A 20,819-nucleotide genomic window follows, 5' to 3' on the forward strand; every position below is an offset into this window, starting at 1 on the left:
AACCGGCCCGCAACCCGGCCGAACAACGCATCCAGTCCCGTAACCCACTCCCGCAGATCAGCAGCGGTTAAGTCATCTGGCATGTTTACACGCTACAGATCTCAAAGGCTCGCTGTAGTACTAGAGCCTGTACGGAGTTCGGATCTCTAGGCCCATGCAGACTCTGGCGACTTACCCTCAAGGGCGATCTCGGCGGGGCGTTGTGCTGTGGTTCACGCGGAATCGACCCAGTTGTCCACTAGGGCGCAGAGCTGTTCCAGGGCGGCCTCCACACGCTCACGGTCGCCCGTCGTGAGGAAGTCGATCTGCAGTCCCGTGTACGCCGAGTTGGCCAGCGTGGAGACCCGCAACGCGTCGGCCTCGGGCATGCCCCGCTCACGCAAAAGCCCCGCCACGAAGTCTGACCGGTCCGCCAGCAGTCGGGGCACGTGACCGGCCAGCTTGCCCGCCGCGGCCAGGCCTTCGATCTCGTGGATCAGGCGGGCGACCGGCAGGTTCTCCTCCCGCGTCTGCCAGTCCCAGGTCCGCCGGATGATCGTCCCGACGCTGTCGGAGCCCGACCAGCCCGGCAGCGAATGAAGCCAGGCCCGGTGCCGCTCGTCCAGGCGTTCCATGGTCGCCGAGAGCAGGGCCTCCTTGTCGGCGAAGTGATGAGTCAGCACCCGCGTGGACTTGCCCAGGTGCTGGGCCAGCGGGCGCATCGACAACGTCGAGAGGCCGTGCCCGGCCAGGTAGTCGACGATCTGGTCGAGCAACTCCGCGCGGCGTTGCGGGTCGGCGGTCTTGGCCATCGCAATTTCCTTTGACGCCATTGAGGTGACGACTGTTACCCTATCTCGGAAACACTCGTTACCTTAATCAAGGGGATACCCATGCCTGTCGCCGTACGGCAGCGGCTGCCCACGTGGCTGCTCGCCCTGGCGTTCACCACGTTCGCCTTCGCCACGGACGACTACATCATCGCTGGAGTGCTGCCCGCGATTTCAGCGGACCTCGGCGTCAGCGAGGCCGCAGGCGGGCAGTTCGTCACCGTCTTCTCGATCGCGTTCGCACTGGCGGCACCCGTGGCCTCCGTGGTGACCGCCACCTGGCCCCGGCGCGGGCTGCTCACCGGGGCGCTGGCGCTGTTCGTCGTTGCGAACTGGGTTGCGGCGTTCACGTCCTCGTACGCGCTGCTCATGGGCCTGCGGGTGCTGGCAGCCGTGGCGGCGGCGGCCGTCGTGCCCGCCGCGTATGCCATCGCGACCACCCTGGCCCCTGAAGGGCGGCAGGGGCGCTACCTGACGCTGGTGATGGGCGGGCTGACCGGATCGCTCGCACTCGGCGTGCCCACCGGCACCTGGGTGGGCGGCGCGTTCGGCTGGCAGGCCACGTTCGGGCTCGGCGGGGCGCTGGGGCTGGTCGCGCTGGTGGCGATCAGGAGGACGCTGCCGGAGACGCCGCCCGCGCCCGCCATGCCCATCCGGGACCGGCTGGCCCCGCTGGCCGGCCCTCGGGTGCTGCTGGGGCTGCTGGGGATCGTGGCGATCGTGCTGGGCAGCATGATGGTGCTGACCTACCTGGCGCCGCTCCTGCGCGACCTGGCCGGGGTGGGGGCCGTCGAGCTCGGATGGGTGTTCGTGCTGGCCGGCCTCGCCGGTTTCGCGGGCGGCCAGTTCGGCGGGCGGGCCGCCGACCGGTGGGGATCCGACCGAGCGTTGATCATCGGGGTCGTGGGGTTCGCGGCGGCGATGGCCGTCTTCAGCGCCTGCTGGTTCCTGCGTCCGGTCCCGTTGCTGGCGCTGCTGCCGCTGCTGGTGTTCTGGGCGGCCGTGTCCTGGTGGATCCCGCCGCCCGCGCAGACCCGGCTGCTCGCCCTGGCCGGCCCGGCGGGGCCGCAGGCGCTCGCGCTCAACAGCAGCGCGGTCTACGTCGGGGTGTCGGCCGGCGGCGCGGCCGGCGGACTCGTACTCGACGGGCACGGGAGCGGCTGGCTGCCCGCCGTGTCGGCCGGCGTCGAACTGGTCGCCCTCGCGCTCTTCTGGCTGGCTGGACGCGTCAAGTGAATGCCGCTTCCTCTCTGTCAGAAGATGTCTCGAATCCCTTCTAGCTAGCTGACTCAGCAGCGGGCAGGACTTGGCGTTGGACCGGGATACCAGGCCGGGCCCCATCGCCCCGTTCGGGGACTTGACCGTCGTCTCCTGCGTCACGCCGAGCGTGGTGGTCGGGTCCACCGTCACCGGATGCCGGGTGGCCGGATCGGCCAGCCGATCGGGATCCGGCGGACCGGCCGCCGGCTGTCGGCGCCGGCCAGGACGCCGGAGGCTTGGGAGGTGAGGAACTGTCGCCAGATCGGGGAGGTCTGGCGTGGCGCTGGGCCGAGGTCGGCCGCGGTGAGGATGCGGCGGATGGCGCCTTTCCGTGATCGTCACGGACGGGACCAAGACATCACCCACCCCTTCATGAACGCGCCGTAGAGCACGCCAAACTTCCAGTTGCTGGAAAATTCTAGTCCGAGTATATTCGCTCGCATGCAGGAATCGCGGCGGGAGCGGAAGAAGCGGGAGACCCGGCAGCGCATCGTGTCGGCGGCCATGGCCCTGTTCGAGGACCAGGGCTATGAGCAGACCACCGTGACGCAGATCGCCGCGGCGGCGGACGTCGATCCCAAGACGTTCTTCAACTACTTCCGCACCAAGGACGAAGTGCTCTTCGTCGACATGGAGCAGGACTTCGACGTGCTGGTCGGAGCCATCGCGGACCGCCGCCCCGAGGAGGGCCCCGGCGAGGTGCTGGCCAGGGCGGTCGAGCGGTACGCCGCCCACCGCCGGCCCAAGATTCCCGCCAAGGAGGCCGCGGAGCTGTCCGGCGTGACCCGGCTGGCCCTGACCACGCCGGCGCTCCAGGCCAAGGGGCTCTACCTGCTGCTCGACCTTCAGCAGCGCGTCGTCGGAGAGTTGCTGAAGGCGTTCCCCGGCCTCGACCCGATCACCGCGGCCGCGATGATCGGGGCCCTGATGGGCGCCATCCAGCAGGCGGGCCTGGCCAGCGTCCAGCTCGGCCGGTCCCAGGAGGAGTTGTGGGAGGCCGCCCGGCACGGCGCCGAGATCGCCATGCGTGGTCTGCGCTCGGTGCCGCCGTCCACCCCGAGCCCCTGACGCATCACCGCAGACAGGAGAGACGTTCATGGAGGAAAGCATCCGGCGGCTCGCCCGCGACATGCGGCGCGCCGTACGGGAAGGCCCGGAGGCGATCGCGCGGCGGCGGCGGGGTCGCCTGGCCGAGCTGGTGGCCCATGCCCGCGCTCACTCGCCCTTCTACCGCGAGCTCTACCATGACCTGCCGGAAGGGGCCGACGACCCGCAGCTGCTCCCGGTCACCGACAAGAAGACGCTGATGGCCCGCTTCGACGACTGGGTCACCGACCGTGAGGTGACCCGGGAGCGAGTCGAGGAGTTCGTGGCCGATCCCGATGTGGTGGGCCACCGGTTCCTGGGCCGTTACCTGGTCACCACGACCACCGGCACCAGCGGGCAGCGCGGCCTGTTCGTGCAGGACGATCGGTGCCTGGCCGTGCACACCGCCACCGGGTTGCGCACCGGCGCCGGACTGTCGGCCCGCGACGTCCTGCGCACGCTCGCCCGCGCCGGCCGCACCGCCATCGTCACGGCACCCAGGGGCCACTTCGCCACCCTCGCCGGGCCGGCACGGGCGGCCCTGGAGCGGCCGTGGCTGGGCCGGTTGGTGCGAGTCATCCCGACCGACCAGTCGATGGAGGAGATGGTCGACGAGCTCAACCGGTTCAATCCGGCCAGCGTCGCCGGTTTCGTCGGGCTTCTCACGCTGCTGGCAGGGGAACAGGAGGCCGGCCGGTTGCGCATCCGCCCGGCGCTCGTCATCCCCGGCGGCGAGACGCTGAGCCCGCAGACCCGGGAACGCCTGGCCGCCGCGTTCGGGGCGAAGATCCGCGCCGCCTACGCCTGTGGCGAGTGCGGCTTCCTCACCGCCGGCTGCCGGGAGGGCTGGTACCACGTCAACGATGACTGGGTCGTCCTGGAGCCGGTCGACGCCGACCACCGGCCGGTGCCACCCGGGCGGCTTTCACACACCGTCCTGATCAGCAACCTCGCCAACCGGGTCCAGCCGATCCTGCGCTACGACCTCGGCGACAGCGTCCTGATGCGTCCTGACCCCTGCCCGTGCGGCAATCCGCTCCCGGCCGTCCAGGTGCAGGGGCGTGCGGCCGATCTGCTCACCTTTCCCACCGGGTCCGGCGAGCGCGTCGGCATCTCGCCCATGTCCTTCAGCACCGCGCTGGCCGTTCCCGGCATGGAACAGTTCCAGCTCGTCCAGACCGCACCCACCGTCCTGCGGGTACGCCTGCGAGCCGCCGGCGGCGCCGACGCGGACCGCGTCTGGCAGGCCGCCCACGACCGGGCCGTCCATCTGCTCACCGAGCACAAGGCCGGTCACGTGACGATCGAGCGCGCCGAGGAGCCACCGGAGCAGTCGGCCGGAGGGAAGTACCGCAAGATCATCCCGCTGCCGCAGCCCTGACGGGCGCCGGACCCTCCGCCGCAACGGCCGGACAACCGCCGGCGAACGGCCGCAGGATCGACGCCGCGACAGGCTCCCTGGAGAATGTGCGGGTGGAGGCCGCAGAGGCGCACCGGCCAAGCTCGACGGCCGGAAGGTGCCAGTCATGGTGCCGGTGGCCGTGCACGGCCACGCGAAGATGCCGAGCTGGGGGGCTTCCCCCATGAACGTGGACACCACCGCCACCACGACAGCTACGCCGACGGTTCACCTACACCCTTCGAGGAACGCAGCACTAGGGCCTCAGGAACAGCTCGACGACCGGGATCGTCACGTCGGGGCGGGTGATCGGCAGCCGCAGGGTCAGGGTGTCCTCCGGCAGGCCGCGCAGGTAGTGGTGGAACGGCTCCTTCGGGTCGATCTCGACGAACGGCACCTCCGAGGCGTCGTGCAGGAACTGGGCGTAGGCCACCCGGCCGCCGAGGCCGGGCAGGTGCACGTGCTGCATCGGCCACGACAGCAGGTGCAGGTAGAGCCGGTCGCCGCGTCGGGTGTAGCGGCAGTCGGGCGGGGCCTCGAACTCCGCGGGCCCCGCCCCGTGGATGGACCGGGCGTGCAGGCGCATCCACGCGCCGATCCCGCGCAGCCGTTCGAGGGCGCGCGGCTCGAACTCGCCCCGGGCGTTCGGGCCGACGTTCAGCAGCATGTTGCCGCCCTTGGACACGGTGTCGACCAGCATCTTCACCAGCAGCTCGACCGGCTTCCAGTCCTGGTTGTCGCGGTGGTATCCCCAGCTGCCGTTGAGCGTCTGGCACGCCTCCCACGGCCGGTGGCCGGGGACGCCGCCGGGCGGCATGACCTGCTCGGGCGTGGTGAAGTCGCCGCCGCCGAGCCCGAGCCGGTTGTTGACGAGGATGCCCGGCTGCAGTTCGCGGACCATCCGCTCCAGCTCGGCCGAACGCCACTCGTCGGGGCCCTTGGCGCCGAACCCGCGCCCGGCGTAGGAGAAGTCGAACCACATCGTGTCGATGCGGCCGTAGCGGGTCAGCAGCTCGCGGACCTGGCCGTGCAGGTAGTCGGCGTATGTGGTGATGTCGCGTTCGCCGAGGTCCTCCTCCCGGCGGGGGTGGTAGAGGTCGTTGGGGAAGTCGGGGTGGTGCCAGTCGAGCAGGGAGTAGTACAGACCGGTACGCAGGCCGCGCTCCCTGAAGGCGTCGAGCATGGGGGCGAGCAGGTCGCGGCGGGCCTTGAACCCGGTCAGGCCGGAGTCCCACAGGCAGAAGCCGTCGTGGTGCTTGCTCGTCACGACCAGGTACTTCATCCCGGCGTTGACGGCCTCGTCGGCCCAGGCGGCCGGGTCGTAGAGGTCGGGGTCGAAGTGGTCGAAGTAGCGGCGGTAGCGCTCGTCGTCCATCTTCTCGTACGACTGCACCCACTCGTGGCGGGCGGCCGCCGCGTAGATGCCCCAGTGGATGAACAGGCCGAACCGGGCCTGCGTGAACCAGCTCATGGGTGCACCATGACGGCCGACAGGCCGATCCTGCCGGTGCCGGTCCGCTGGATCCGCACGTACCGGCCCTCGGCGTCCACCGCGACCACGGACGGGCGCAGCGCCCGGCCCGGCAGCGGCACCCGCGTGGCCTGCGCGAAGTCGGGCGTGGCCGAGACCAGCAGCTCGGTGTCGGCCGTGGTCATGGAGGCGTCGTTCCAGATCTCCACCGTGCCGATCCGGTGCAGGCCGCCCAGGTCGACCTGCCACCAGGAGCCGGGCGCGGACGTCGTCCTGGTGTCGGTCACCGTGGAGCCGTCGAGGGCGTCGGCGGCCGCCGCGGTGCCCTCGGTGGCCGACTGGGTGGCGCTGCCCGTCCTGGCCAGGTCGGGTTCAAGCTGCTCGACCGGGCGGGGGCTCGCGCCCGCCGCCGCGGCGACGGCGAGCGCCGCGTCGGGCAGCCGTTCCAGGGCGGTGTGGTTGTCCACCTGCCGCGAACCGCGGCCGGACAGCTCCGGCGCGGTGGTGTCGGTCCAGTTGCCGGTCGCGAGGTTGTCGATGCCGTACCCGGCCCAGTTGGAGATCCACTTGTAGCCGACGCGGGTGATCACGTTGCCTTCGACCGTGATGTGGGAGCTCTGCTCGTCGAGGTAGACGCCGTTGCCGTCGCGCTCGGTGTTGCCGTACGCCGACCGGTTGAGGTAGTTGCCGGAGATCACCGTGCCGGGCTGCGGGCCCTGGGTGTAGATCGCGCCGCCGTCGTGCTGGTCCTCGGCGACCATCATGGCGTCCACGATCCTGTTGCCGGTGATCCGGTTGTCGCGCATGTCCGGGTTCTGGGCCACCGGCTGGTTCCAGCCCCACCCGACCGACACGCCCGAGTACGGCAGCTTCTCCAGCGTGTTGTGGTCCACGCGCAGCCCGGACTCGTAGCCCGCCCAGACGCCCACCGCGTCGGTGAACTCGCGGCCGGTCCAGGTGATGGTGTTGCGGGCCACCGTGTTGCGCTCGCCGCGCAGCTCGGCCGGGGGATTGGGGTCGGTGTCGCCGACGTAGACCGCCCCCGACGACAGGTCGGTGAACGTCGAGCCGGTGACCGCCGAGTCCTTGGTGCCGCCCTCCAGGATCACGCCGGCGCCGCCGAGGCGCGCGAACGCGGCGCCGTCGACGGTCACGTCCCGGCCGCCGCGCACGACGACGGCCGCGGCCGGCTTGGTGTAGAAGCGGCCGGCGTGGTCCTCGGGGCCGGTCGCGCCGGTCAGGGTGAGGCCGCCCTGCGTGCCCGCGTACCCCTCGGCGGTGTCCGGCTGCCGGTAGGCGGCGTGCTCGAAGGTCAGCCCGGCGACCCTGACCCGGCTCGCGCCCTCCAGGCGCAGCAATGTCTCGGTGGCGGGCGCGATCACGTCGTCCAGTCGCTCGCCCGGCCGGGGCAGGTAGGAGACGGTACGCGCGGTCCGGTCGAAGACGAACTCGCCCGGCTCGTCGAGCAGCTCGGCGGCGTTCTCGAAGAAGGACACCTTGGAGTACCGGGAGGAGTCGACCGTCGTCGAGTCCCACGCGGGCCCGGTGCGGCCGGTGCCGCTCGCGGAGTTCGTCCAGCACGGCTGGACGAAGGTGATCACGTCGCCGTCCACGCGGTCGATCCTGCAGCGGTAGTTCCGCCACCTGACCTTGATGACCGCCTCGGCGTTCGCCGGGTCGGCCCAGCCCGCGACGCCGCTCTTCACCGCGCCGGTCATGCCCGTCTTCGTCGCGTCGCAGGTCGAGGCCGGGCACGACCCGCCGCGTGCCCGGACCGCGCGTACGCCGCCGACGAAGAGCTGCCGGGGCGAGAGTCCCTCGGGGACGGGCGCGACCTGGAGGCGTCCCTCCTGCCGCCAGCCGGTGATCGGCACGCCGCCGGACAGCACCGGACGAGCGCCGGGGGCGGCGGTCCAGGTCACCGTGTGCCCGTCGGGGCCGGAGTCGCGCCGGTCCAGGACGAGCGGCGCGGCCATCCGGTAGACGCCGCCCGCCAGGCGGACCTCGACGTCGCGGTCCATGCCGCCGGCCAGGGCCTCGCGGACCTTGTCCCGCGCGGTCTCCAGGGAGCACGGGTTGACCTGGTTGCAGGCCGCGGACCGGCCGTCCGGGGCGACGTGGAAGACCTTCGGGGCCGGGGCGGCCGCGGGGGTCGCGGGGGGCAGGGCCAGGGTCAGGGCGAGGGCGATCGCGGCGTTCACATTCCCTCCAGCGGGGGGTTCTGGGGGCCGAAGAGCCAGGCGCGCAGGAATCCGTCCAGGGCGGGACGGTGGGCGGTGGCGGCGGCGTGGGCGATGAAGTCCTCGGTGGAGGCGTTGCCGTCCTTGTTGCGCTGCACCCACCGGCGCATGATCCGGTCGAACGTCTCCTCGCCGACCTCGGTGCGCAGGGCGTACAGGACGAGGGCGCCGCCGTCGTAGATGTTGTAGCCGCCCAGGCCCTTCGGCCTGCCGGGCGGGCCGTCCTTGGCGCGGACCTCGTCGAGCTTGGCGTACACGCCGCGCATCTTGTCGGCCAGCGGCTGGCCGCCGTGCTCCTGCGCCCACACGGCCGCGTAGTAGACGGCCGGGCCCTCGTTCAGCCAGGCGTCCTGCCAGGTGGCGGGGGTCACCGAGTCTCCGAACCACTGGTGGACGAGTTCGTGCACCATCGTGTTGGAGTACGTGGGCCGGTCGAACCACCCGGTGCCGAACAGCGACAGCGTCTGGTTCTCCAGCGCGTCGCTGTACCCCGGGTAGATGTGCACCCCGTACGTGGAGAACGGGAACCGGCCGAACCTGGCCTCCGCCCAGGCGATCTGGGCACCGGTCTCGGCGGCGATCGGCGCGTACCTGGCCTCCTGGCCCTGCGGGACGACGTGCCGCAGCGGGAGCGCGTGCGGGCCGGTGCCGTAGACGTACGTGCCCTTGACCACGGAGAGGCCGATCAGCTCCGAGGCCATCGGCTCGCGCTCCTCGAACGTCCACGTGCCGCCGTCGCGGCCGGTCAGCTCGCCGTTGGCGGTGGCGACGTACCCCTCGGGGGCGGTGACGCGGAAGGTCCAGGTGGCCTTGTCCGACGGGTGGTCGTTGACGGGGAAGAACGTGTCGGCCCTGCTGGACTGCGCGGCGGCGGCGAACCCGCCGTCGGGGCCGAAGCGCCAGCCGGTCAGGCCCGCGCGCGGCGCCTTGCCGTTGCCGTGGAAGCGCACCTCGGCCTCGAACGGGACGTGCTCGCGCAGCGGCTCGGCGGGCGTGACGGTCAGCTCCTGACCGCTCTGCCCAGGGGAGAGCGCCCAGGTGGCGGGCTCGCCGTCGACGGTGACGGCGTCGATCACGTGCCCGTCGGTGTCGAGGTTGAAGGACGACAGGGCCTGGGTGGCCTTCGCGGTGAACCGTACGACGCCGGAGAAGTCGTAGGTGACCGGGGTGAAGTCGAAGGAGACGTCGTAGTGGCGCACGTCGTAGCCGCCGTTGCCGAGCGTCGGGAAGAGCGGGTCGCCGACCCCGGGCGAGCCCGGCGACGGGGGTACGGCGGCGGCGGTGCCGAGCAGCGCGGCCGCGACGAGGGCGATGACGGTCCGCTTCATGGTCAGCCCGCCTTCGGTGACTGCTTGAGTGCTTCCTCGAACTCGGCGCGTGACTGGTCGCCGCCCTGCGCCCGCCAGTCCTTGACCAGCTTGTCCAGGTCACTCAGCGGCGCCCGCCCGGCCACGATGGAGGTCACGCGGTCGGTGCGCATGGTGTACAGCGACTCGTACTTGTTCTCGTTGGCGGGGGAGTACAACCCGACCGTCGGGTCCTCCACGCCCACGGCGATCATCTTGCCGATCGCGTCGTGCATGATCTTCACGGCCTCCTTCGAGGAGGAGTCGAACAGCGCCTGCGTCGGCGCGGCGACGAACTTCCACGGCACGGCGGTGTCCCGCCCGCCCTGCTCGGTCAGCACCGGCGCGCCCTTGGCGTCGCGCGTGTGGTCGGTGCCCTCCAGGCCGTAGTTGAACAGCGTGTACTCCTCGCTGCCGAACGGCGAGGCGAAGAAGTCGGCCACCCGCAGCAGCTCCTTGGCCCGCTGCTCGTCGCTCTTCTTCAGCATGGTGATCGAGACGACGATGTTGTTGAGGAACGCCTTGGCCTTCGGGCCGACCGGCGTGAGCGGCCGCGGATCGGCCGTCGGGTCGATCTTCTTGGACGTCTGCAGGTATCCGGTGGGTCCGAGGTAGGCGGGCAGGCCGTCGTAGACCATCGCGGCGTGGCCGGAGTTGAACTCGTTCTTGCGCTTGAGGCCGTCGAAGCCCTCCGAGCCGGGGTAGATGACGCCCGCCTCGCGGAGCCTGCGGACGTACTCGACGGCCGCCTTGTACTCCTCGGTCTCGATGGCGTGGACGAGCCTGCCGTTCTCCAGCCGCCAGGCGTTGGGGGCGCCGAACAGCTGCGAGAAGATCGACAGGCCGTACACGCCGCCGACCATGGTGAGCACGCCCCACTGGTTGTCCTTGGGCCTGGTCACCTCCTTGAGCAGCTCGAACAGGCGGTCCATGTCGGAGATCTGCGCCAGGTCGGTGACGCCCGCCTTCGCGAACATGTCGGCCCGGTAGAAGCCGAGCCCGCCGACCATGTTGCGTGGGATGGGGATGCCGTACAGCTTGCCGCCGACGATGCCCTGCTTCCAGAACACCTGCGGGATCGCCGCCAGGTTCGGGTACGCCTTGACCGCGTCCCCGCCGAGCAGCGCCGTCAGGTCGGTGCACTGGCTGGCCGCGAACGCGGGCAGGTTGTTCACCCCCTGCGACTGGATGTAGGTGAACATGTCGGGCAACGTGCCGCCCGCGACCATCGTGTTGAACTTCGTCGGCCAGTCGTCGGACGAGACCGCCTGCACGTCGGCCGTCCCGCCGAGCCGCTTCTCCACCTCCTGCCACGCCGGGTTCTCCGCGCGGTCGGGCGGCGGCGGCAGGAACGTCTGCACCGCGATCTTCACGGTCCCGCCCGACATCGGCGGCTTGGCGACGGCCCTGAACAGCTTGTCCGGATAGGTGAAGTAGCCCTCGGGCACGCCCGTGGGGCTGCCGGGCAGGTCGGGGGTGAGCGTGCCGGCCAGCGGCGTGTACGTCGGCAGCTTGATGGTCAGCCCCTGCGCCTTGGCGGCGGGCGCGGCGGACCCGCCACCGCAGGCCGCGAGGGCGGAGGAGGCGACGACACCCGCCGCCGTGGCGGCGCCGAGCCGGAGGAAACCTCGGCGCGAGACGCTTTCTCTCATGGGATCTTCCTTGGGGGGTTGGGGGGTCAGCCTTTGACGGCGCCGGTGAGCACGCCCTTGGTGAAGTAGCGCTGCAGGAAGGGGTAGACGAGCAGGATGGGCACGATCGCCACCACGAGCACGGCCATCTGGACCGCCTGCACGGGCGCCGGCGCCTCGGCGGCCGTCACGGTCTCCATCGAACGGCCCTGCAGGACGAACGTGCGCAGGATCAGCGGGAGCGGGAACTTGTCGGAGTCGTCGAGGTAGAGCAGGGCGTTGAAGAAGGCGTTCCAGTAGCCGACGGCGTAGAACAGCGAGATCACCGCGAGCACCGCCTTCGACAGCGGCAGCACGATCCTGACGAGGATGCCGAAGTCGCCCGCGCCGTCGATGCGGGCGCTCTCCAGCAGCTCGCGCGGCAGCCCCATGAAGAACGAGCGCAGCACGACCAGGTTGAACGCGCTCACCAGGCTCGGCAGGATCAGCGCGCCGAACGAGTCGATCAGGCCGACCTGCTTGACCAGCAGGAAGTTGGCGATCAGGCCCGGGTTGAAGAGCATGGTCAGCAGGGCGACCATCAGGATCCAGCGCGAGCCGGTCACCTCGCGGCGGCTCAGCCCGTACGCCATGCCGATGGTGGCGAGCATGCTGGCGAGCGTGCCGACGGCCGTCACCAGCACGCTGACCAGCAGCGCCCGCGTCACCACTCCGCCGTTGAGGATCGTCGAGTACGCCGCCAGGCTCGGCGCGGACGGGACCAGCACGAACCCGCCCGCCCGCGCGATGTCGGACTCGGCCGACAGGCTGGTGCCGATGACACCGACGAAGGGGTAGGCCACCAGCAGGACGACCGCGGTGAGGATCGCGCCCTTGAGGATCAGGCCGGGCGTGGAGGGCCGCTCCATCCAGGCCGGCCGGCTACTTGTCGCCACCGCGGTACACCCCCTCGTGGCCGAACAGGTGGGCCACCTTGTTCGCGCCGAGCACCATCGCGGTGCCGACGATGGTCTTGACCAGGCCGACCGCGGCCGCGGGTCCCCACTGGCCGTCCTTGACGCCGTTGAAGTAGACGAACGTGTCCAGCACCTCGCCCGCCTCGGGGCCGACGTTGTCGCGCTGGAGCAGGATCTGCTCGAAGCCGACGGACAGGATGCTGCCGAGGTTGAGTATCAGCAGCAGGATGATGATCGGCGTGATGCCGGGCAGCGTGACGTGCCACAGACGGCGCCAGCGGCCCGCGCCGTCCATGGCGGCGGCCTCGTACAGGTCCTGGTTGATGGCGAGCAGGGCGGCGAGGAAGATGATCGTCGCCCAGCCGGCGTCCTTCCAGATCACCTGCAACGTCACCAGCAGCGGGAAGGCGTCGGGGTCGGTCATCATGTCGTAGCGCGGCAGGCCGGCGCCCTGCAGTAAGTTCGGCAGCGCGCCCGCGCCGCCGAGGATCTGCTGGAACACCGAGACGATGATCACCCAGCCGATGAAGTGCGGCAGGTAGACCACGCTCTGCACGAACCTGCGCACCCTGTCGCTGACCACGCTGTTGAGCAGCAGTGCGAGGGCGATCGGTGCGGGGAAGAAGAGCACGAGCTGGGTGAGGGTGATCTTTAGGGTGTTGCCGAGGGCGTTCCAGACGCCGGGGTCGCCGAAGACGGTGGCGAAGTTCCGCAGCCCCACCCAGGCGCTGTCGATGAAGCCGATGTAGGGCTGGTAGTCCTTGAACGCGACCACGTAGCCGAACAGCGGCCCGTAGTGGAAGACCAGGAAATAGATCAGCCCGGGCAGCGTCAGCAGGAGCATCACCCGGTCGCGCCGGAGGCGCCGCCACAGCGAGAGCCTGCGCGGCCTCTCGCCGGACGACGACGCTGTCCCGGCACGGGGGGCGTCGAGGGTAGCGGTCATGCGCTGGGTCCTTCCAGTTGGCGAGGAAGCTAGTAAGCGCTTTCATGCTTCGTCAAGCCCCTGGCCGGAAGTCGTGCCGTTCTTGGCTCGACTCCTTGACCTTTGCGCAGGTGAAGCCCTAGCGTGCCGCAGCAGTGCGTAGAACGCGCTTACTATCGGGAGATGGACGTGGGCAGACAAGAGGCGCCGGTGAGACCTCCGCACACCCGGCCGAGACCGCGCGCCGTGCTGGCGATGGCGCCCGGGGTGCGCGAGGAGGTGTTCGGGCGCGAGGCCCTGCGCCGCCTCGATCAGCTGACCGAGCTCCACGACCAGGTGCTGCACGAGGTCAGCTCGCCGGACGCCCTGCGCGCGCTGGCCGAGGCCGAGGTCCTGGTGACCGGCTGGGGCTGCCCGAAGATCGACGCCGGGCTGCTCGATCGCGCCCCCGGCCTGCGCCTCGTCGCGCACGCGGCGGGCACGGTCAAGACCTTCCTCGACCCGGCCGTCCTGGAACGCGGCGTCCGGGTCTGCAGCGCGGCCGACGCCAACGCGGTGCCTGTCGCCGAGTTCACCTTCGCCGCCATCGTCTTCGGCGCCAAGCGGGCCTTCACCCTGGCCAGTCGCTACCGGGAGCGCGGCACCCGGCGCGACTTCTCCGGCCTGCCCTGGCTCGGCACCCGCGGCATCACGGTCGGCCTGGTCGGGCTGTCCAGGATCGGCCGGCGCGTCATGGGGCTCCTCGGCGGCCTCGACGTGGACGTGCTGGTCTACGACCCGTACGCCGACCCCGCCGGGATCGCCGAGCTCGGCGGCACGGCCGTCGACCTCGACACCCTGGTCAGACGGTCGCACGTGGTCAGCCTGCACGCCCCCGAGACCCGGGAGACCCGCCGCATGCTCGACGCCAGGCGCCTGTCGATGCTCCGCGACGGCGCCGTCGTCGTCAACACCGCCCGCGGCGGCCTGGTCGACACCGACGCGCTGGTCAAGGAGGTACGCAGCGGCCGGCTCGACGCGATACTTGACGTCAGCGACCCCGAGCCGCTCCCGGCCGGCCATCCGCTGTTCGACCTGCCCAACGCGTTCGTGACCCCCCATCTGGCGGGCGCGCAGGGCAACGAGCTCGGCAGGCTGGCCGAGTCCACGCTCGGGGAGATCGCCCGTTACGCCGCCGGGCTGCCGCTGCTGCACGAGATCGATCGCGGCGAGCTCGACCGAATGGCATGATCGACAGCGAGGAGGTGCCGGTGACCGAGCCGAGCCTGGCGACGATGGCCGACGTGGCGAAACGCGCGGGCGTCTCCAGCGCGACCGTGTCCCGGGTGATCAACGGCAACTACCCGGTCTCGGCCGTCACGCGCCAGCGGGTCGAGCGGGCCATCGCCGAGCTGGGCTACGTCGCCAACGCCCACGCCCGAGCCCTGGCCGGAGCCACCAACAGGACGGTCGGGATCATCATCAACGACGTGATCGACCCCTTCTACGCCTACATCGCCCGGGGCGTCGAGCGCGAGGCCACCAGGCACGGCCGCCTGTGCATGGTCTGCTGCACCCACGGCAGCCACGAGAAGGAGCTCGCGCTCATCGACCTGCTGCACGAGCAGCGGGCCGACGCCGTCATCCTGGTCGGCGGCGCCTACGAGGACCGCGCCTACGCCGCCCAGGTCGCCCGCCGGGCCCGCGCGCTGCATGCCAGCGGCTCCACGCTGGTGCTGTGCGGCCGGCCGTCGCTCGGCGACGACGTGCCGACCCGGGTCGTCGAGTACGACAACGAGGGCGGCGCCTTCGCGATCACGGACCACCTCATCACGCAGGGGCACCGGAAGATCGTCTTCCTGGGCGGGCCGCCGAGCCTGTCCACGACCGTCGCGCGGCTCGCCGGGCACCGGCGCGCGCTCGCCTTCCGCGGCCTGCCGTACGACAAGGGGCTGATCCACCTCGGGCAGCTCAACCGCAGGTTCGGCTACGACAGGATCCGCGCGCTGCTGGCCGACAAGCTCGACTTCACGGCGCTGTTCTGCGCCAACGACACGGTCGCGGCGGGCGCGATGCAGGGGCTGGAGCTCGCGGGGGTGCCGGTGCCGGAGGCGGTCTCGGTGGTGGGCTACGACGACGTGCCGATCGCGCAGGAGCTGCGGCCGCAGCTGACGACCGTGCGCATCCCGCTGGAGGAGCTGGGCCGCCAGGCCGTACGCCTCGGCCTCGACGTCGGGGACGACGACGACTACCTCTCGCCCGTGCAGACGATGGCCAAGGTCGGCACGAGCATCGTGGTCAGGGCCTCGGTCGCGCCGCTGCCGTAGGAAGCGCTTACTGATCATGGCTCCGGATTGCGGCGTGGAGCAGGGATAGAAAGCCGCAGAAAGATCTAGTAAGCCCTTGACCGCCATAGTAAGCGCTTACACAATCCCTGCCATGACCCCCCTCACACGCAGAACCTTCCTCGGCACGTCCATCGGCGCGGCCGGAGCGGTGACGGGCGCGGCCCTGCTCGGCTCCCGCCCGGCCCTGGCGCGCACGGCCGGCCAGGAGGCGCGGCACACCGTGACACTCAGGGCCAGGCCCGCGGCCGAGGGCGAACGCCTCCGGCTCCAGCAGGCGCTCAGGACCACCGAGTTCCACCCCACCCGCGTCCACCTGCCCGCCGGCACCCCGATGGCCGTCGAGGTGACCGCCCCCGACGGGGTGCTGCCCACCCTGTACGTCGGCGCCCCCGACACCCACGCCGACGTCGCGTACAAGAACCCGCGCGCCTACCGGCTCACCGAGGGCGTCACCACCGTGACCGACCCCGGCGGCGGGCTCGTCTACCTGGCGCTGACCGGCGACGGGCAGCGCGCCAGGGTCAAGTTCCTGTCGGGCGGGGTGCGCGTGCCGACGTTCACGCTGGGGGAGAGCACCGAGGCCGAGTTCCAGTCCCAGCTCGACACGCTGACCGCCGCACCGCAGGCCGAGCTGGTCTCGCCGCACGCCATCGTCACGATCACCCGCGACGGCATGCTCGCCTGGCGCGACCAGGACCACGGGGAACTGCTCCGGCTCCTGGAGACGATCACCGCCTCGCACGCCGCGATCTCCGGCCTGTCCGCCGCCGAACGTTCCCCGCTGCCCTTCCACCTCGTCGAGGCCCCGCGCATGCCCACGGGCGCCGGCGCGTACGCCACCCACGGCTGGACCGCCTACCCGCGCACCTACCTCGACCGGCTCATCGCCGTGGACGGGCTGCGCACCCGGGGCTGGGGCGTCTACCACGAGCTCGGGCACCAGCACCAGCAGATGGCCTACAAGCCGGAGGACCTGACCGAGGTGACGGTCAACGTCTACGCGCTGGCCGCGCAGCGCACGCTGGCACAGCCGTCCAACCTCACCAGGCCCGACGCCAGGACGGGGCTCACGCCGTACCAGAGCGCGCTGGCCAAGCTGCCCGCGGCCGACTTCCGCAGGCTGGGGGCCTACGAGAAGCTCGTGCCGTTCCGGCAGCTCGAACTGGCCTTCGGCGAGGACTTCCACCCGCGCCTGCACCGGCTGGTCCGCGAGGAACGTCCGGCCTCCGACTACACCGAGTCCGCCAAGCGGTGGGGCAACCTCGCGATCTACACCTCGCGGATCGCGGGGGCCGACCTGTCGGGCTTCTGGACCCGTTGGGGCGCGCCGCTGACCGCCGAGTACCTGGCCCGGGTCGCCGCCCTCGGCCTCCCGGCCCCCGCCGCCGACCCCTCGACGCTCACCGACTAGGAGCCCCCCATGCCCCCTGCCCGCCCCACCCTCACACCCCTTGACGGGACCTCTGCCCGTCCCGCCTCGCCGTCCTTCGACGGGGGCTCCGCCCGTCCTGCCCCGGCGCCCCTTGACGGGGCCTGCGCCGGTTCCGTCGCTGCGTCCCTCGATGGGACGCCCGCTCGCCTCGCCCCGGCGACCCCCGATGAAGGGCTTTCTCGCAGGGGGGTGGTCGTGGGGTTGGCCGCAGCTGGGTGTGTGGCGTTGTCGGGCGCACCCCGGGTCGCGGCTGCCGAGGTGCGGCGGGTCGCGGTGCCCGGGGCGCGTAGGGCCGTGGTGCTGCGGGGGCGGCCGGCGGCGGAGGCGGAACGGCTGCGCATGCAGACCGTCTACCGTACGACCGAGTTCGTGCCGACCGGCCTGTACCTGCCGCCCGGACGCCCCCTCACCCTGGAGGTACGCGCCCCCGACGGCCCCCGGCCCACCCTGCACGTCGGCGCCCCCGACACCAACCCCGACACCGCCTACCGGTACCCGCGCGCCCACCCGCTCACCGAGGGCGTCAACACGGTCACCGACGCGGGCGGCGGCATGGTGTATCTGTCGTTCACCGGTGACCGCAGGGCGAACGCGGTCGTGCGGTTCGGGCCGGAGGGCGTCCCGGTGCCGACGTACGTGCTGGCGCCGAGCAGCGGCTGCGGCGACCCGGCGCCGGCGACGCGGGCGGCGTGGAAGGGCCGCCCGGCCTTCGCCGCGCCCGTGTTCGCGCCCGAGGGCACCACGGAGGCCGAGTTCCAGGCGCAGGTGGACGCGTTCACCCAGGCGCCCTTCGTCGAGCTGGTCTCACCGCAGATGATCGTGACCGTCCGGCGCGAGACCTTCCTCCAGGCGCGCGACCAGGACCACGCCCAGCTCATGACCCTGCTGGAGCAGGTCGAGGACGTCGAGGCGGCGATCTCCGGCCTGGACGGCTCCGCCCCGCTGCACGCCCCGACCCCGCTCGGCCGGCACCTGGTCAACGTACGCCCCGAATACGGCCCCAAGTCCACCGCGTACGCCACCCACGCCTACACCGCCTACTACGACGCGTACGCCACGACCCGCCTGCTCCTGCCCGACAAGGTGCGGACCACCGGCTGGGGCGTCTACCACGAGCTCGGGCACCAGCACCAGCAGATGGCCTGGCGGCCGGGCGAGCTCACCGAGGTCACGGTCAACATCTACAGCCTGGCCGTGCAGCGGCACTTCGGCATGCCGTCCAACCTGGTGACCAACAACGCCTACGAGACGGCGCTCGTCAAGCTGCCGGTCGCCGACTACGCCGGGCTCGGGGCGTTCGAGAAGCTGGTGCCGTTCCGGCAGCTCGAACTCGGGTTCGGCGACGACTTCTACCCTCGGGTGCACCGGCTGGTCAGGGAGGAGACGCCGCCGTCGTCCTCGGGGGACTCGGCGCGGCGCTTCACGCTGATGGCCCTGTACTTCAGCCGCGTCGCCGGACGCGACCTCTCCGGATTCCTGCGCGCGTGGGCGTTCCCGATCCCGGAGAGCGGGTACGCCGAACTGGCCGCGCTCGGCCTGCCCGCGCCGGACGCCGACCTGACCCGGCTGAGCGAGCGATGACCAGCCGCCGCGCCTTCCTCGGCGCCGTCGCCGCCGCGCCCCTGCTCACCGCGACCCCGGCCTGGGCCGGAACCATCCGCCGCACAGCGGCCTCGGGGGCGGACGTACCGGCGGGTCCCGCCGACTTCGCCGGGCTCCGGGCCAAGGCGGCCGAGCTGATCACGGGCGGCGACCTCGACCCCCGCGACCCGGCCTTCGCCGCGCCGCTGGCCCGCCTGGACGCGGCCGCCTCGGCGTACCGGGCGTCGATGAACCTGGCTCCCGGACGTACGCACCTGTGGCCGGACCTCCCGCTGACCGGCGTGTCCGGCGACATCGCGGCCAGCCACCAGCGCCTGCGCGCGCTCGCCACCGCCTGGGCGAGCCGCGGCTCGGCCCTGCACGCCGACGACACCCTGGCCGCGCAGATCATCGGCGGCCTCGACTTCCTCTACGAGCGCGCCTACAACGAGGGCAAGCGCGAGACCGGCAACTGGTGGCACTGGGAGATCGGCGCCCCGCGCGCGCTGATGGACACCTGCGTGCTCATGCACGACGCCGTCGACGCGGGACGGCGGGCCTCCTGGATCCGCGCAGTGGACCGCTTCTGCCCGAACCCCGACCGCCGGACGAACCTCACGAACTTCGCCGAGACCGGCGCGAACCGGGCCGACAAGGCGCTGATCGTGGCCCTGCGCGGCATCGTCGGCGAGAGCCCGGACAAGATCGCGCTCGCCCGCGACGGCCTGTCCGACCGGCGCGACGCCGGGAAGCACACCCTGTTCGGCCACGTCACCTCCGGCGACGGCTACTACGCCGACGGCTCGTTCGTCCAGCATGACGTCGTGGCCTACACGGGCTCGTACGGCGTCGTCCTGCTCCAGTCGGTGAGCGCGATCCTCGGCCTGCTCGGCGGGAGCGCCTGGCAGGTGGACGACCCGGCGGTGCGGGTCGTGCTGGACGCGGTGGAGCGCACGTACGCGCCGTGGATCCACGACGGGCTGATGATGGACAGCGTGCGCGGGCGGGCGGTGTCGCGGCAGTTCAACCGGGACCACGACTCGGGCCGCGACACCGTGGACGCGATCCTGCGCCTGGCGGCCGGCGCGGGGGAGCCGTACGCGGCGCGGTTCCGCGAGCTGGCCAAGGGGTGGATCGCGCGCGGCCGGTTCCAGGAGGGCGCGGACGTCGCGGCCACCGCGAGGGCCGTCGCCGTGCTCGCCGACGACGCGGTCGCCGCCGCGCCCCGGCCGAGCGGCCACCACGTGTTCGCCGACATGGACCGCGTCGTGCACCGCCGTCCCGGCTGGTCGTACGCGATCAGCCTGTCGTCGAAGCGGATCGCCCTGTACGAGTGCGGCAACGGAGAGAACTACCGGGCCTGGTACCAGGGCGACGGCGCGACGTACCTCTACCTCGACGCCGGCCACTACAGCGACGGCTACTGGCCCACGGTCGACTCCCACCGGCTCGCCGGGACCACCGTCGACACCCGCCCGCGCGACCCGGCCGTCTCCTCCGGCGGCACCGGCACGTTCCGCCCGAAGAACGCCTGGGCGGGCGGCGCCACCGCGGACGGGTACGGCGTCGCCGCGCTCGACCTGATGGCCGTGGGGACCACGCTCACCGCCCGCAAGACCTGGGTGTGCCTCGACGACGCCGTCGTCTGTCTCGGCGCCGGGATCACCAGCGCCGACGGTCGCGTGATCGAGACGGTCGTGGAGAACCGGCGCACCTCCGCCCCGCTCACCACCGGCGACGGCTGGGCGCACCTCGAAAGCGTCGCCGGGTACGTCTTCCCCTCCGGCCACCGGCCGCGCGCGGTCACCGAGCGCCGTACCGACACCTGGCGGTCGATCAACGACGGCGCGAGCACGCAGGGCACGGACGCCACCGTGACCTGCGACTACACCACCCTCTGGCTCGACCATGGGATCAGCCCGTCCGGCGCGGACTACGCCTGGGTCATGCTCCCGGGCGCCACACCCGACCGGACGCGCGACTTCGACCGTGCCGAGATCCTGGCCAACACCGCCACCGTGCAGGCGGTGCGCGCGCACGGGCGCTCGGCGGGCGGCGGCGAGCTGTTCGCGGCCACGTTCTGGGCGGCGGGGGAGGCGGGTGGGGTGTCGGCCTCGGCTCCCTGCGCGGTCCTGGTCCGGCGGGCGGCTGGACGGACGACCGTGGCGGTCTCCGACCCGGGGCGTACCGTGGCGGCGGTGACGCTCGTACTTCCCCATCCCGCGCACGCCCTGGTCAGGGCCGACGACACCGTCTCGGTCACGACGGGCGAGCGGCCCTCCGTCACCGTCGAACTGGCCGGCTCCCGCGGCCGGTCCCACACCGCCGTGCTCGCCGTCGGCAAGAAAGGCTGAAC

At 71.9% G+C, this 20,819-nt stretch carries 15 protein-coding genes; 8 read left to right on the forward strand and 7 right to left on the reverse strand.

The annotated features are described in order from the left end of the window. Positions 1-212: 212 nt before the first annotated feature. Positions 213-791, reverse strand: coding sequence for a TetR/AcrR family transcriptional regulator (locus AB0J46_RS37035; RefSeq protein ID WP_364338867.1), 579 nt, complete (start codon positions 789-791; stop codon positions 213-215). A gap of 81 nt (positions 792-872) precedes the next feature. Here AB0J46_RS37035 and AB0J46_RS37040 point away from each other — a divergent pair, with 81 nt between their 5' ends. The 3 genes from AB0J46_RS37040 to AB0J46_RS37050 all read left to right on the forward strand — a co-directional run bounded on the left by AB0J46_RS37040 (position 873) and on the right by AB0J46_RS37050 (position 4,536). Next, positions 873-2,045 carry an MFS transporter gene (locus AB0J46_RS37040; protein WP_364338869.1) on the forward strand — a complete coding sequence of 391 codons (1,173 nt, stop codon included), beginning with the start codon at positions 873-875 and terminating at the stop codon, positions 2,043-2,045. A 465-nt stretch (positions 2,046-2,510) separates the two neighbouring features. Beyond that, positions 2,511-3,137, forward strand: a complete 627-nt coding sequence (locus tag AB0J46_RS37045) for a TetR/AcrR family transcriptional regulator (RefSeq protein WP_364338871.1) — start codon at positions 2,511-2,513, stop codon at positions 3,135-3,137. A 28-nt stretch (positions 3,138-3,165) separates the two neighbouring features. Further along, positions 3,166-4,536 (forward strand): hypothetical protein, encoded by a 1,371-nt coding sequence (locus AB0J46_RS37050; RefSeq protein WP_364338873.1) that lies wholly within the window; start codon positions 3,166-3,168, stop codon positions 4,534-4,536. A gap of 274 nt (positions 4,537-4,810) precedes the next feature. Here the strand turns inward: AB0J46_RS37050 and AB0J46_RS37055 are convergent, their stop codons facing one another. The 6 genes from AB0J46_RS37055 to AB0J46_RS37080 are packed head-to-tail and all read right to left on the reverse strand — an operon-like array spanning position 4,811 to position 13,144. Further along, positions 4,811-6,025 carry an alpha-L-fucosidase gene (locus AB0J46_RS37055; RefSeq protein ID WP_364338875.1) on the reverse strand — a complete coding sequence of 405 codons (1,215 nt, stop codon included), beginning with the start codon at positions 6,023-6,025 and terminating at the stop codon, positions 4,811-4,813. Next, positions 6,022-8,226 carry a right-handed parallel beta-helix repeat-containing protein gene (locus tag AB0J46_RS37060; protein ID WP_364338877.1) on the reverse strand — a complete coding sequence of 735 codons (2,205 nt, stop codon included), beginning with the start codon at positions 8,224-8,226 and terminating at the stop codon, positions 6,022-6,024. Before AB0J46_RS37060 ends, AB0J46_RS37055 begins: the two co-directional genes overlap by 4 nt. After that, positions 8,223-9,593: a M1 family metallopeptidase gene (locus AB0J46_RS37065; RefSeq protein ID WP_364338879.1), complete on the reverse strand. Its 1,371-nt coding sequence runs from the start codon at positions 9,591-9,593 to the stop codon at positions 8,223-8,225. Before AB0J46_RS37065 ends, AB0J46_RS37060 begins: the two co-directional genes overlap by 4 nt. Before the next feature lie 2 nt (positions 9,594-9,595). After that, positions 9,596-11,263, reverse strand: a complete 1,668-nt coding sequence (locus tag AB0J46_RS37070) for an extracellular solute-binding protein (RefSeq protein ID WP_364338881.1) — start codon at positions 11,261-11,263, stop codon at positions 9,596-9,598. Between the two features lie 26 nt (positions 11,264-11,289). Next, the gene (locus AB0J46_RS37075) at positions 11,290-12,177 is read right to left on the reverse strand and encodes a carbohydrate ABC transporter permease (RefSeq protein WP_364338883.1); all 888 of its coding nucleotides are present in this window, start codon (positions 12,175-12,177) and stop codon (positions 11,290-11,292) included. After that, on the reverse strand, positions 12,164-13,144 hold the full coding sequence (locus AB0J46_RS37080; RefSeq protein ID WP_364338885.1) for an ABC transporter permease subunit: 981 nt from the start codon (positions 13,142-13,144) through the stop codon (positions 12,164-12,166). Before AB0J46_RS37080 ends, AB0J46_RS37075 begins: the two co-directional genes overlap by 14 nt. Before the next feature lie 168 nt (positions 13,145-13,312). Between AB0J46_RS37080 and AB0J46_RS37085 the strand changes: the two genes are divergently transcribed. From AB0J46_RS37085 to AB0J46_RS37105, 5 genes are all read left to right on the forward strand, one after another. Then, positions 13,313-14,353, forward strand: coding sequence for a hydroxyacid dehydrogenase (locus AB0J46_RS37085; protein WP_364338887.1), 1,041 nt, complete (start codon positions 13,313-13,315; stop codon positions 14,351-14,353). Continuing rightward, on the forward strand, positions 14,350-15,429 hold the full coding sequence (locus AB0J46_RS37090) for a LacI family DNA-binding transcriptional regulator (protein WP_358295918.1): 1,080 nt from the start codon (positions 14,350-14,352) through the stop codon (positions 15,427-15,429). Before AB0J46_RS37085 ends, AB0J46_RS37090 begins: the two co-directional genes overlap by 4 nt. Positions 15,430-15,541: 112 nt before the next feature. Further along, positions 15,542-16,861, forward strand: coding sequence for a M60 family metallopeptidase (locus tag AB0J46_RS37095; RefSeq protein WP_364338889.1), 1,320 nt, complete (start codon positions 15,542-15,544; stop codon positions 16,859-16,861). Positions 16,862-17,107: 246 nt separating this feature from the next. After that, positions 17,108-18,463, forward strand: coding sequence for a M60 family metallopeptidase (locus AB0J46_RS37100; protein ID WP_364338891.1), 1,356 nt, complete (start codon positions 17,108-17,110; stop codon positions 18,461-18,463). Further along, complete coding sequence (locus AB0J46_RS37105) at positions 18,460-20,817, forward strand: polysaccharide lyase 8 family protein (protein WP_364338893.1); 2,358 nt, start codon at positions 18,460-18,462, stop codon at positions 20,815-20,817. The genes AB0J46_RS37100 and AB0J46_RS37105 overlap by 4 nt, the downstream gene beginning before the upstream one ends. Positions 20,818-20,819: the final 2 nt, after the last annotated feature.

It is taken from the genome of Nonomuraea sp. NPDC049758, from assembly GCF_040674635.1.
Taxonomy (GTDB): Bacteria; Actinomycetota; Actinomycetes; order Streptosporangiales; family Streptosporangiaceae; genus Nonomuraea.

Excerpts from the sequence above, each read along its gene's own strand:
- AB0J46_RS37035 (WP_364338867.1), bottom strand. The coding sequence starts at position 791 with ATGGCCAAGACCGCCGACCCGCAACGCCGCGCGGAGTTGCTCGACCAG.
- AB0J46_RS37040 (WP_364338869.1), top strand. The coding sequence starts at position 873 with ATGCCTGTCGCCGTACGGCAGCGGCTGCCCACGTGGCTGCTCGCCCTG.
- AB0J46_RS37045 (WP_364338871.1), top strand. The coding sequence starts at position 2,511 with ATGCAGGAATCGCGGCGGGAGCGGAAGAAGCGGGAGACCCGGCAGCGC.
- AB0J46_RS37050 (WP_364338873.1), top strand. The coding sequence starts at position 3,166 with ATGGAGGAAAGCATCCGGCGGCTCGCCCGCGACATGCGGCGCGCCGTA.
- AB0J46_RS37055 (WP_364338875.1), bottom strand. The coding sequence starts at position 6,025 with ATGAGCTGGTTCACGCAGGCCCGGTTCGGCCTGTTCATCCACTGGGGC.
- AB0J46_RS37065 (WP_364338879.1), bottom strand. The coding sequence starts at position 9,593 with ATGAAGCGGACCGTCATCGCCCTCGTCGCGGCCGCGCTGCTCGGCACC.
- AB0J46_RS37070 (WP_364338881.1), bottom strand. The coding sequence starts at position 11,263 with ATGAGAGAAAGCGTCTCGCGCCGAGGTTTCCTCCGGCTCGGCGCCGCC.
- AB0J46_RS37080 (WP_364338885.1), bottom strand. The coding sequence starts at position 13,144 with ATGACCGCTACCCTCGACGCCCCCCGTGCCGGGACAGCGTCGTCGTCC.
- AB0J46_RS37090 (WP_358295918.1), top strand. The coding sequence starts at position 14,350 with ATGATCGACAGCGAGGAGGTGCCGGTGACCGAGCCGAGCCTGGCGACG.
- AB0J46_RS37095 (WP_364338889.1), top strand. The coding sequence starts at position 15,542 with ATGACCCCCCTCACACGCAGAACCTTCCTCGGCACGTCCATCGGCGCG.
- AB0J46_RS37105 (WP_364338893.1), top strand. The coding sequence starts at position 18,460 with ATGACCAGCCGCCGCGCCTTCCTCGGCGCCGTCGCCGCCGCGCCCCTG.